Here is a 12,677-nt window from a genome sequence, read left to right as displayed (position 1 = left end):
AGTTAGTGTTATATACATAAAAAGGTCTTAGGAAAATTTCCAAGACCTTTTTATGTATTCGTATATCAACTAATATTAGTTTATTTCTAGGCAATTAAACTAGCACTCGCAAACGATTACCTATTCTTCAGTAGCCACAATATGCTCGACTTTATTGTTTTTTAGATTAGAAATGGTAAGATCCGTACAAATTTTATTTAGCGCTCCTGTTTTATTATCTTCTATGGTAGATTCAAAACAAATTGTAAAGTTTCCATTTTCAACAAACTTGTACTGAAACAAAGATTTTATACTTGGCGCATTTGATTGCAATTCTCCATTCACATACCAATTGTAATCCAAATCTAGATAATTGATATTATTAGGAGTAAATGCAAAAAAAGCAGCGTCAGCATCTTCTTTAATAGCAACCGAAACCACATTCATTTCATTAAACATGGCCGAATCCACCTCCTTAGCATCTTTTTTTTCACACGATGCTAATGCACACACAGCAAATAAAGGCAAAAAAGATTTTAATAATTTTCTGTAATTCATAACTTTTAAAAGGCTAGGCAAAAATTTATAACGTTCCTACTTTAGTTTGTGCGTTTTCATAAAAATACTATTAAAGTTTTACACGCGCTTTAATTAAATACTAATTTTTCAGAAAAATTATTTACTATTTGTCAATTCTAATAGTAATAATTAACAATGAGCCGTAAGAATATGCATTTTTATAAATTTAAGATGCTAATTTATTAATTTGTCATGGTTACTTTCACTTTCCTTACATTATAATGCTTATTAAATTTTAAAAAGAATAAAAAACTACTCCTTTAAGGATGATTCTCTGAAAATTATAACTACGCTTTATGAAATTTTAAAATAGCTTACTTATACTTGTAAAGATGTTTAATTTAGCAATGTTAAATACTTACACTATTTTAGATGTAAGTATTTAAAATAAATTACGATTAATAACCAAAACAAATACATTTTGAGCACCTATTACGACCCTTCCGATTTAAGAAAATTTGGCAAAATTAGCGAATGGAATCAAGAGTTAGGAGATAAATTTTTTGATTATTACGGAAGTGTGTTTAAAGACGGAGCACTATCTGCCAGAGAAAAATCTTTAATAGCACTTGCAGTTTCACACGTTGTAAAATGCCCTTACTGCATTGACGCTTATACTAAAGATGGCTTACAACGCGGAATAACTAAAGAAGAAATGATGGAAGCCGTACACGCTGGTGCCGCTATTGAATCTGGAGCTACGCTGGTTCACGGCGTACAGATGATGAATAAATATGATAAACTTTCAATGTAATTATTCCATTAATTTTATTGTAATATAATAGTAATTCTAATTTTCCCTTATGGCTACAATTTCTTTACAGAAAAGAAAAAATGAACTTGCAAATGCTGAGCGCCAACTTGAAATTTTAAGTAATGGAATATTTAAAAGTGGAGATTTACCTACATTTAAAGACAAAATTTCTGAAATTAATCAATATCCTTTAAGGCCTAAAAAGCTGGAAATTTTGCAAATTAACGTGGGTTATATGTGTAACCAAGTTTGCGAACATTGCCACGTGGATGCTGGTCCTGACCGAAAGGAGATCATGACTAAAGAAACCATGCAACAATGTTTGGATGTGGTCAAAAATACAGGTGCACATACTTTAGACCTCACAGGAGGTGCCCCTGAAATGAATCCTAATTTTCGCTGGTTTGTTGAAGAAGCAGCCAAAGCCGGAGTAAAAGATTTTATTGTACGCTCCAACCTTACTATTATTAGAGCTAACAAAAAGTATTACGATTTACCCGATTTTTTTAAAAAACACAACATACATGTAGTGTCATCAATGCCACACTGGACACGTGGTAAAACCGATAAGCAACGTGGCAATGGTGTTTTTGACAAATCCATAAAAGCATTGCAGGAACTTAATGAAAGGGGTTACGGAATGCCTGGCAGTGGCTTACGACTGGATTTAGTATATAATCCTTCAGGTGCTTTTTTACCTGGCGATCAAATGAGTATGGAAAAAGATTTTAAAAAAGCCTTACTTGAGGATTTTTCTATTCAATTTCACAACTTATTTGCCATTACTAATTTGCCAATTTCTCGATTTTTAGACTATTTAATAGCTTCTGAAAATTATGAAGATTATATGTATAGTTTGGTAGAGGCTTACAACCCTTCTGCGGTAAGCAATGTTATGTGTACTAATACCATTTCAGTAAGTTGGGATGGCTATTTGTACGACTGTGATTTTAATCAAATGCTAGGATTAGGAGTTGCCTCAAAAATTAAGCATATTAGCGACTATAATGAAGAGGTACTGAGTAATAGAAATATAGTAATTTCGCAACATTGTTATGGCTGTACTGCTGGTGCAGGAAGTAGCTGCCAAGGAACTGTAGCTTAACAAACTAGACTGTATGCAACATTTAAATAAAAATTTATTACTCATTTTTACCCGAAATCCTGAACTGGGTAAGGTAAAATCACGCTTGGCTGCCGATATTGGCGCGCAAAACGCGTTAGATATTTACATTTTTTTAGTTAACCACACTAAAAAAGTTACCCAAAATTTGACGGTTGATAAACAAGTTTGGTACTCCGAAAATATTGAAGAAAATGATATTTGGGAAACTGATTTCTATTCCAAAAAATTACAGCCTAACACCGCTGACTTAGGCCTACGTATGCAATATGCATTTAACAAAGGGTTTGAAGATAAATATGAGCATATTATAATCATCGGTAGCGATTTATACGATATTTCGGAAAAGGATATTGCGCTTGCTTTTGACAAACTTCAACGGCATGATGCAGTAATTGGTCCCGCTACTGATGGCGGGTTTTATTTGTTAGGGTTATCAAAACCTATCCCTTCGCTGTTTAAAAATAAAGAATGGGGAACAAATACTGTGCTAGCCGACACGCTAAATGATTTAAAAAGTTATAGTTTTGAACAACTGAACCCTAGAAACGATGTCGATTATTTATCTGACATTAAGGATATTGCTGTTTTTAAACCATTCATTAAATACGTAACAAATGATTAAATTCATTAATGAAACTGCTGAATATTTAGTTAGCAAAGGATTTAACAAACCTGAAATTGGAATTATTTTAGGAACTGGATTAGGACAACTAACCATTCACATTGAAAATGCTATCGAAATTAGTTACAATCATATTCCTCATTTTCCTACTGCCACCGTTGAATTTCACAAAGGGAAATTAATTTACGGGAGTATTGAAGGTAAAAAGGTGGTTGTTATGCAAGGCCGTTTTCATTTATACGAGGGTTATAGTTTGCAAGACGTAACGTACCCTGTACGTATTATGCATGCACTTGGTATTAAATCGCTTTTAGTATCCAATGCTGCTGGGGGCATTAACCTCAACTTTAAAAAAGGGGAATTAATGCTTATTGATGATCATATCAATTTACAAGGCAACTCCCCCTTGGCGTTTAAAGGTGTTGAACAAATGGGTAGTCGTTTTACCGATATGTGTGCTCCTTATGACAAAGATTTAAATGCCAAGCTGAAAGCTATAGCTAAAAAAGAACACATTCAACTCCACGAAGGTGTGTATGCGTCAGTTTTTGGTCCGCAATTGGAAACTAGAGCTGAGTATCGCTTTTTAAAGATCATTGGTGCCGATGCGGTTGGTATGAGTACAGTGCCCGAAGTTATTGTAGCCAATCATTTGAGCTTAAAGGTCATCGCATTATCTGTATTAACTGACGAATGCGACCCTGATAATTTGGCACCCGTAAATATTAATGAAATTATTGAAATGGCGCACAAAGCTGAGCCAAATATGATTACACTATTTAAAAATTTAATTGCCCAATTATAATAATTAGGGAGTTTCCCCGATAGCCATCGGGGTCGGGCTTTCGGCAGTCGCTTTTATTTTTTTTAAAAATAAAGAGCTCCAACAAAGCCTCAATCCCTAACTCAAAAAAAATAAAGAAAGAGAATTATGAGTTATTTAGATACTACACACGATGTATATAAGGAAGCTGCACTTACCCCCGATGTAGGTTTGTGCTGTACTACTAACCCAATTTGGGAGCTGCCAGGATTATCGATTCCTAAAATAATGCAGGAAATGAATTACGGTTGCGGAAGCACCGTACACGCACGTGATCTTTCAAACAATCCTAAAATGCTATATGTTGGCGTTGGTGGCGGTATGGAATTGTTACAATTTGCCTATTTTAATCGACAAAAAGGCGGTGTTGTTGGCGTAGACGTAGTTGATGAAATGCTTGAAGCCTCTCGCAAAAATTTTATTGAAGCTGAAGCTACAAACGATTGGTTTAAAAGCGAATTTGTAGACCTTAAAAAAGGGGATGCACTCAATTTACCAGTAGCAGACAATACAATTGATGTGGCGGCACAAAACTGCTTGTTCAATATTTTTAAAGCGGACGACCTTAAACGCGCTATTGAAGAAATGTATCGCGTACTAAAACCACACGGCAGACTAGTAATGAGTGATCCAACATGCGAGCAACCTATGAATGACACACTCAGAAATGATGAGCGCTTACGTGCCCTTTGTTTAAGTGGAAGTTTACCCATTGGCCGAATACGTAAAAGCATTAACTGATGTTGGTTTTGGAACTATTGAAATTAGAGCCAGAAAACCTTATCGAATTTTGGATCCTAAAAATTACCCTACCGATGAATTAATTTACATTGAATCCATTGAGGTAGCGGCTATTAAAGATCCCATGCCTAAAGATGGCCCTTGTATTTTTACTGGAAAAGCAGCAATTTACTATGGTGATGAAGATTATTTTGATGACAAAAAAGGACATATTCTTTTAAAAAATCAGCCCCTTGCCATCTGCGACAAAACGGCTGCAGCCCTTAAAGCACTTAAAAGAAATGATATTTACTTTAGCGAATCTACCTTTCATTATGATGGTGGAGGCTGCTGCTAAATAATATAGAATTGCAGATTAATATAAAAAAGGCAAATAACTTGGAGTTATTTGCCTTTTTGTAGTTACAACCAGTATTATCAAAAACTAATCATGCTTTATAGCAGTTCTGATTTTAAATTTGGTTCTGATGTAATTATTGAAAGGCTCTTCCGACATATAAAAGAAAGAATTATCATGAAAATCATAGTTACATTAGCCTTATTTATGTCAACCTTTGGTGTTGCTTTTTTGTCAAATGCTCAGGAAAGTAGACTTAGTTCCATTGATGTAAATAATCCCATTTATTCCATAAGAGCCTACACTCCTGGTTCAAAATCATCTTTAAAATTTGGTGCTCAAAGCTTAAAAGTAGATTATGAAATTTGGGGGAGTTTGCTTAAAAAAAATGTATCCACTACGGGTAAAGTAAACTACAAAGGCTTTCAAGATGATATAAAAAAATTCAACGAATTTTTAAGAATTTTATCGAACACTAGAATTGACCATACTTGGACAAAAAGCGATAAATTATCTTATTGGATAAACGTATACAATGCCTTTACGGTAAAGTTAATTGTAAATAATTATCCCGTTTCGAGTATAAAAAACATACAAGGACCTTGGAAACAAAAATTCTTTACTATTAATGGAGAACCCATGAGTTTAGGGGAAATTGAACATGGAATTTTAAGAAAAATGGGCGATCCAAGAATTCACTTTGCCATCAATTGTGCTTCAGCATCCTGCCCAAGGATTATTCAGATCCCTTATACATCAAAAAATTTAGAACGTTTATTAGACCAACAAACTACTGAATTTATCAATGATCCTTTTTATAACACGATTACTGATTACACCGCCAATGTATCCAAACTGTTTGACTGGTATAAAAAAGACTTTAAAGAAAAATCAGGATCTGTAATTAGTTTTATTAATCAATATTCTAAAGTAAATATCAACAACCAAAAAGAAAAAGGATATAAGTCTTATGATTGGTCACTAAATGCTGCAAAATAAGTGTTAAAATAATACTATTTTAGCCTTTTAAAATAGCCCCTTTGAAATTATCCATCATCATACCCGTATATAACGAAGCGGCTCATATTAGTGAGTTGCTTTTTTATTTGCTTAGCAGTCTAAAAAACCCAAAAGATGCGGAAATTTTAGTTGTGGATGGCGGAAGCACAGATGGCACTCAAAAAGTTGTTGCTGAATTTACTACAGCCCATAATGTAATTGCACTAAAATCACGCAAAGGACGGGGTGCGCAAATGAATTTTGGTGCAACACATGCCAAAAGCGAAGTACTGTATTTTTTGCATGCCGATAGTTACCCTCCGCAATTTTTTGACTATTACATACAAACAGCAATTGAAAAAAGTAATTTGGCAGGCTGCTTTAAAATGAAATTTGATCATTCGCATTGGTGGCTACAACTAGCAGGCTGGTTTACGCAATTTAATGTAAAGTTTTTTCGTGGTGGAGATCAGTCCTTGTTTATTCAAAAGGCATTATTTGAAAAATTAAATGGTTACCCTGAAACGCATGCAATTTTTGAAGATTTTAATTTAATAAGAAAATTGTACCAAAACAACCAGTTTACGGTTATTCAACATTCTATTACCTCATCATCTCGCAGATACGTTGAAAATGGCATTGCTCAACTACAATACCACTACTGGATGTTGTATTTAAAAAAATGGTTTGGCGCATCCACTGATTCGTTAGTGACTTATTATAAAAAAAACATAAAGTAATCCTTTTGCTTGTTTATCACTATTGTTAAAGTTATTCTGTTTCCGACATTAAATTGGTCATTTAAAATCAGCACTGGCATTAAGCAACTACTTCTATGAATGATTTTTTTCGCTAAAAATTATATATTAAAAAATGTGCCAACAAAACGAATTTAAACTATCATTAAGTTGGCACACACTAATTAATTAAAAACCAATCAGTCAAAAGGTATTTTAATTTAAAACAACAATTGGTTCAAAAGCTAATTGCTCACCATTTGATAATTCAAGAATTATGAATACTGTGTTTGTAAATGTTCTAGGGCTTCTACTTACATCAATAGGAATTTGATTAGCTCCTTGTCTAATATTTACTACTTGTGAAAAAATTGTTGCTCCACTTTGTGTTATTGCTCTTATTCTTAAATTATTTATATTCGTGTTACTAGTAATAAAAGCAGTAGTGGTACCATTGGTTGCTGGATTAGGTGCTACAACAAAATCAATTGAAGCTTCTGTTATAAATTCATTTACCGACCATTGTTGAAATCTGTTATTTCTTGAAAAGTTTCTTTGTACTAAAGCGCCATTTCTGCTAACAGATAAATACCTCCCAGTACGTACATTTTGAAATCTAGTGTTGCTCCCTGAGCCTGAAACTCTCCATAATTGAGCGCTATTGTTAGCATTGTTTCTACGTTGACGTATCGCAGTATTTCCTACCGCACCAATAGCATTTCCAGACACAAAATTAATGATCTGTACGGTGTTGTTTCTCGCATTTACCAATCTCCAAGTTTGAAAATCTTCCGTACGGCTAGATGATATTACTTGGCGTGCTGTTTGTGCCACTAAACCATCGCCAAATGCAGTAAATGGGGTTTGCCTAAATGATGTGCCTGCTTGTCCAAAAGAAACAAACTCCTCATTAAACCTTGGAGAAACCAACTCTCCGTTACCTGTATTAATGATTGACACTCTTGATTGTGCGTAGGTAGTAAACCCAAATAAAAGTGATAAAATCAATAAAGATTTTGCAAAACTAGAGTTTAATTTTTGCATTGTAATTTGCTTAGTCATAGCTAAAAAATTGAAATTAATATTAAGTTAAAGTGATCTAATTTTTGTGTTGAATTAGATTTAATATAAAATACCATGAAAAAAATTATCAAAATGTTAGCTACACAACATAAGTAAGAATAATCTTTGTTTTTTTAACCAACGTGCTATGTAATGTTTTTTAGCCTTTTAAATAGCACTAATTCTTATTTAAAACGGTTCAAATAAAACTTAGTTTTTTGTTTCGGTAGGAAGGTAAACATAATACTACTCCATGCTAAGGTGTTGTTTATTTCAAAGAGCAAAGTAAAGACCTTATTAAATGAAGAATTTAACATCAGAAACGGAATTGCCTTCTGTGGCAACAAAAACAATAAGTTCTTGGGATAAAAGGGATCAAAACGAATTACTGCATTAAATATACGTTTGTGTATAAATCGGACACCTAAACCAGGGTAAATACGTAGTGCTTCTTCACTAAAAATATCGGAAAATTCTTTGTCTGGTTGCTGTATACCACTTATATCAACAAAAGCGTTACTTTGAATGACAAACCAACCTTTTTCCAGTACCGTATGCCTATATTCAGTATTTAAAGCGATCAACTTCGTTCCACGGTCAATGGTATTACCACCACCACGGGTATTTAATTGGTTGTCTACCGTTAATGGTGCAAAAAAGGAATTTTCCACTGGGTTACTAATTTGCAATTGTAATTGCGATGCTAAATTGCCCTGCGTCCCAATACGCTTATAGTATTGTGAGGTGTTATTAATGATATATTCTGTTTGCAAAAACCCTTCGCTACCAATAAAATAACTAACATCAGTAAAGTTTCGAAACCCCGAAAGGTTTTGGTAATTAATATCAATATCCACATATTCATAAGAGCCTCTTACAAATGCCTGATCCAATACTGGTTCAATTAAATTGGTTAGTCCTTCATTTTCTGGATCACCTTCAATAACCTGATAACTTTCATTAAAAATTTTAGTTCCTAACTCAAAACGATTGTTAAAATTTAATTCGTAAAAAAGTGTGAGCTCAGGCCCTTTACGGGTATAAATATAATTGACTTGTTGCTCAGGAAAATAAATGGGCTGTTGCGTACTATCATCCTGGTAATTAATACCCAAACCTAGTTTGTTGGTAAACAAATACGGGTGTTCCAAAAATATCCCGAATGAATCAAAAACTTCTCTTTTATAAAATCCTCCAAATATGATATTTCTTCCCAAGCCATTGAACTCAAATAACGAAGCCCTAAATGAAAAATCGCCATTATTGGCTTCGCCAATACGCAACCCCGGAATAATACTAAAGTTTTCTTTTAAATCGTAGTTTACTTTATAGTCTTCGCCTACTTTTTCAACCGTATAAGTAGCATGCGCAATACCGTCCAAACGTTTTATACGCTCAATATCTGTTTGTATTTTTAAACTATCTAACACGCTACCCTGCTTTACTTTGGCTATTCTGTACAAAAAACTTGCCTTGGTTTTTTTATTCCTAGTAATGGTTAATTCACTTATTTTAGACTCCTGAGAAAATACCGTTGACACTCCAAACATTAGTGCCAGTAAAAAAAACATTATCTTCATAATCATATTATTTTCATTTCAACATTCCATAAATTTTAAGAATGCTCCTACATAATCAACAAGGCTAGTCGCAAGTATTCTGTTAAAATTACTCGTAGTAATTACTTTATAATTTTTCTAAATTAACTTTTGTTTTTAAGTAATTTATATTCTTATCGACATAAGCCCTAACTTAAACACTGTAACAATTTAAGAATCTCAACTATGGAACACGTAGTCATTATAGGTAACGGAATTTCAGGAATTACGGCTGCTCGACATATCAGAAAACTTTCCGATAAAAAAATAACAGTAGTATCTGCCGAAACAGATTACTTTTTTTCACGCACCGCACTAATGTATGTTTATATGGGGCATATGAAATTTGAACATACCCAACCTTACGAAAACTGGTTTTGGAAAAAAAATAGTATCGACTTAAAAAAAGGCTACGTTAAAAGTGTGGACACCGATGCCAACACCTTACTTTTTGCCGATGGTAGTAACTTAACTTATGACAAGTTAATTATTGCTACAGGGTCAAAACCCAATAAATTTGGTTGGCCTGGGCAGGATTTAAAGCAAGTACAAGGCTTGTACTCCAAGCAGGACTTGGACAAACTTGAAGCAAATGCACCTGACAATACCGTTTGTAAACGCGCAGTAATTGTTGGTGGTGGCTTAATTGGAATTGAAATGGCGGAAATGTTGAGAACGCGTGATATTCCTATAACCTTTTTAGTTAGAGAAGATAGCTTTTGGAACGGCGTGCTCCCGCAACAAGAATCTAATATGCTAAACAAGCACATTGTTGACCATCATATTGATCTGCGTTTAGGAGTAAACCTAAAACAAATTAATGACGACGGAAATGGCAATGTAAAAAGTATTGTTATTGCTGAAACTGACGAGGAAATTGAATGTAACGTAGTAGGCCTTACCGCAGGAGTTTCACCAAATATTGATTTTATTAAGGAATCAAAAATTGAAACTGGTCGTGGGGTTAAAGTAAATCGTTTGCTTGAAACAAATATAAACAACGTTTATGCTATAGGTGACTGCGCAGAACAGCATGAAGGCATTGGAGAGCGCAGACCAATTGAAGCCGTTTGGTATACTGGCCGTATGATGGGCGAAGCCTTGGCCAGAACTATTTGTGGAACACCCACTGAATACAAGCCAGGACATTGGTTTAATAGTGCCAAATTTTTAGATATCGAATACCAAACCTACGGTTGGGTTTGGGCGAAACCTAAAGAAAATGAAGGTCGTTTTTACTGGGAACATAGCGATGGTAACAAATGCATCCATATCAATTACGATAAAAACTCTAAAAAATTTATTGGGATTAACAATTTTGGCATACGCATGCGTCATGAAGTTTTTGACCGTTGGCTGACCGAAGAACGCAGCGTGGATTATGTATTGGAACATTTAAAGGATGCCAATTTTGATCCTGAATTTTACAGCCAATACGAAAAAGAAATTGTAGCAAAATACAACAACGAAAATAACACAAACATTAAAGTAAAATCAAAAAGCTGGAAACGCATTTTTGCATAAACAATAAGAATACAAAGACATGAAAGCAATCAAATACACAGGTCTAGCAATTTTTATTGCTGCACTAAGCATTTTTACCGCTGTTCTCTTTATTGGAGAATTTAAAGCCTCAAAGGACACCGTAGCTGAATTCATTGAATCAAACAGCATTAAAAGTGACATTTTAAAAGATGAACTAAACAATACAATTGCCGGCACCACGTATAGTAACGGCATCAGTTTTTCTGCCGCCATTAAAGGCGCCATAAAAAAATCAAATGATCATTACGATGCTTTAATTGAAAAGTATGATGCCGAAAAAAACTGGGATAAAAAAGGCGAACAATTTCAATACAAAGTAAGTAATGTGAGTGGAATGACTTACAATCTAGCAAAAAAATCTGGCAGTGGACTAATTGTAAACAATAAAGGATTATTTTGGTGGCTTACTTTTGGTTTGGGTATTTTGGGTGCACTCCTATTTATTACACCTAATTTAATTTTATTAGGAAAACCTGGTATAAAACACGATCATATTTACCATGAGGCAGCTACTAATAGAGGTTGGATTGCTTGGTTAGTATTGGTATATCTGGTATGCTTTTACTTAGTACTTTATTTTGCTCCCTATTACGCCGTAAACTGGACCTTTATACTGGATCCAATTAGTAAAGCATTAAACGGTGGACCAGCAAGTCAATGGTTTGTGTACGGATTTTTATACTGTACCATCATGATTGTAATGGCAGTGCGTATGTATATTAAATACCGCCATAATAAGTACCAAATTATGCGTACCACTTCGGTATTGTTTTTTCAAATTGTATTTGCCTTTTTAATTCCTGAAATCATGACCAGCCTAAACATGCCTGGCTATGATTTTAAAAATGCATTTCCTCTGGATTATGATTTCTTTTTTGAGTGGAACTTAAAAAGTTTGACCGAAAGTGGAGGCATTGGACTATTCATTTTAGTATGGGGAATTGTACTTACTTTAGTAATAGTACCATTGATGGTGTACTTTTTTGGAAAACGCTGGTATTGTTCATGGGTCTGTGGTTGTGGGGGATTAGCCGAAACCTTAGGAGATCCATACCGCCAACACTCCAACAAAAGCCTAAATTCCTGGAAACTGGAACGCTGGGTAATCCACTCCGTATTGGTATTTTCATTAGTAATGACGTTAGTCACCCTATACTGCTATTTTTCAGGGGCAGAGTCGTTAATCGGAATAAAATCGCAATGGATCAAAGATACCTACAGCTTTTTAATTGGTGCTTGGTTTGCCGGAGTAATAGGAACTGGTTTTTATCCAATTTTTGGAAACCGTGTATGGTGTCGTTTCGGATGTCCACTAGCCGCTTACTTAGGTTTAGTACAACGTTTTAAATCTCGTTTCCGTATTACAACAAACGGAGGGCAGTGTATCTCCTGTGGTAACTGTTCTACTTATTGCGAACAAGGAATTGATGTACGTGCTTATGCCCAAAAAGGAGAAAATATTGTACGTGCAAGTTGTGTAGGGTGCGGAGTATGTTCCGCAGTATGTCCACGTGGAGTACTTAAGTTGGAAAACGGACCTGAAAAAGGACGCATCAACCCAACTGAAGTATTACTTGGTAATGATGTAGATTTAATTGAATTAGCAAAACAAAATAGACAATCTTCCTAAGCTTACCACCTTTTGATTACATAAACAGCACTGTCTCTTTAAAAAGATAGTGCTGTTTTTTTATACCAATCAATTACTATAGTTACAACACGCTTTTATCGCTTACGCTAGAAGGTAAAAAAGCTGCTCAAAAATATGGTGGATC

At 34.4% G+C, this 12,677-nt stretch carries 11 protein-coding genes and 1 pseudogene; 9 read left to right on the top strand and 3 right to left on the bottom strand.

Annotation, left to right across the window (positions count from 1 at the left end):
• Positions 1 to 120 precede the first annotated feature (120 nt).
• Positions 121 to 537 carry a hypothetical protein gene (locus GMC_RS0113815; RefSeq protein WP_010522706.1) on the bottom strand — a complete coding sequence of 139 codons (417 nt, stop codon included), beginning with the start codon at positions 535 to 537 and terminating at the stop codon, positions 121 to 123.
• Between the two features lie 439 nt (positions 538 to 976).
• On the opposite strand from GMC_RS0113815, the gene GMC_RS0113810 reads away from it, so the two are divergent.
• From GMC_RS0113810 to GMC_RS0113780, 7 genes and pseudogenes are all read left to right on the top strand, one after another.
• On the top strand, positions 977 to 1,312 hold the full coding sequence (locus GMC_RS0113810) for an arsenosugar biosynthesis-associated peroxidase-like protein (RefSeq protein WP_029489803.1): 336 nt from the start codon (positions 977 to 979) through the stop codon (positions 1,310 to 1,312).
• A gap of 49 nt (positions 1,313 to 1,361) precedes the next feature.
• Positions 1,362 to 2,417: an arsenosugar biosynthesis radical SAM (seleno)protein ArsS gene (gene arsS / locus GMC_RS0113805; RefSeq protein WP_010522704.1), complete on the top strand. Its 1,056-nt coding sequence runs from the start codon at positions 1,362 to 1,364 to the stop codon at positions 2,415 to 2,417.
• Between the two features lie 13 nt (positions 2,418 to 2,430).
• Positions 2,431 to 3,060 carry a TIGR04282 family arsenosugar biosynthesis glycosyltransferase gene (locus GMC_RS0113800; protein ID WP_010522703.1) on the top strand — a complete coding sequence of 210 codons (630 nt, stop codon included), beginning with the start codon at positions 2,431 to 2,433 and terminating at the stop codon, positions 3,058 to 3,060.
• Complete coding sequence (locus GMC_RS0113795; RefSeq protein ID WP_010522702.1) at positions 3,053 to 3,865, top strand: purine-nucleoside phosphorylase; 813 nt, start codon at positions 3,053 to 3,055, stop codon at positions 3,863 to 3,865. Before GMC_RS0113800 ends, GMC_RS0113795 begins: the two co-directional genes overlap by 8 nt.
• Before the next feature lie 126 nt (positions 3,866 to 3,991).
• Positions 3,992 to 4,961: pseudogene (arsM, locus tag GMC_RS20000) on the top strand (arsenosugar biosynthesis arsenite methyltransferase ArsM).
• A 177-nt stretch (positions 4,962 to 5,138) separates the two neighbouring features.
• Entirely contained in the window at positions 5,139 to 5,960 is an 822-nt protein-coding gene (locus tag GMC_RS0113785) for a DUF547 domain-containing protein (protein ID WP_040472560.1), read from the top strand.
• A 41-nt stretch (positions 5,961 to 6,001) separates the two neighbouring features.
• A complete protein-coding gene (locus GMC_RS0113780; protein ID WP_010522700.1) occupies positions 6,002 to 6,700 on the top strand; it encodes a TIGR04283 family arsenosugar biosynthesis glycosyltransferase in 699 nt (232 codons plus the stop codon).
• Between the two features lie 213 nt (positions 6,701 to 6,913).
• Here the strand turns inward: GMC_RS0113780 and GMC_RS0113775 are convergent, their stop codons facing one another.
• Both GMC_RS0113775 and GMC_RS19995 read right to left on the bottom strand, forming a co-directional pair.
• Entirely contained in the window at positions 6,914 to 7,741 is an 828-nt protein-coding gene (locus tag GMC_RS0113775) for an RICIN domain-containing protein (protein ID WP_010522699.1), read from the bottom strand.
• Positions 7,742 to 7,944: 203 nt separating this feature from the next.
• The gene (locus tag GMC_RS19995; RefSeq protein ID WP_193361491.1) at positions 7,945 to 9,339 is read right to left on the bottom strand and encodes a BamA/TamA family outer membrane protein; all 1,395 of its coding nucleotides are present in this window, start codon (positions 9,337 to 9,339) and stop codon (positions 7,945 to 7,947) included.
• 204 nt (positions 9,340 to 9,543) lie between these two features.
• On the opposite strand from GMC_RS19995, the gene GMC_RS0113765 reads away from it, so the two are divergent.
• Both GMC_RS0113765 and GMC_RS0113760 read left to right on the top strand, forming a co-directional pair.
• On the top strand, positions 9,544 to 10,881 hold the full coding sequence (locus tag GMC_RS0113765) for an NAD(P)/FAD-dependent oxidoreductase (protein WP_010522697.1): 1,338 nt from the start codon (positions 9,544 to 9,546) through the stop codon (positions 10,879 to 10,881).
• Positions 10,882 to 10,900: 19 nt separating this feature from the next.
• On the top strand, positions 10,901 to 12,532 hold the full coding sequence (locus tag GMC_RS0113760; protein ID WP_010522696.1) for a 4Fe-4S binding protein: 1,632 nt from the start codon (positions 10,901 to 10,903) through the stop codon (positions 12,530 to 12,532).
• Positions 12,533 to 12,677 lie beyond the last annotated feature (145 nt).

The sequence above is a fragment of the Aquimarina agarivorans genome, from assembly GCF_000218485.1.
Classification (GTDB): Bacteria; Bacteroidota; Bacteroidia; order Flavobacteriales; family Flavobacteriaceae; genus Aquimarina; species Aquimarina agarivorans.
The sequence above is the reverse complement of the archived record's forward strand: the minus strand, read 5'-3'. Positions and strand labels throughout refer to the sequence as shown.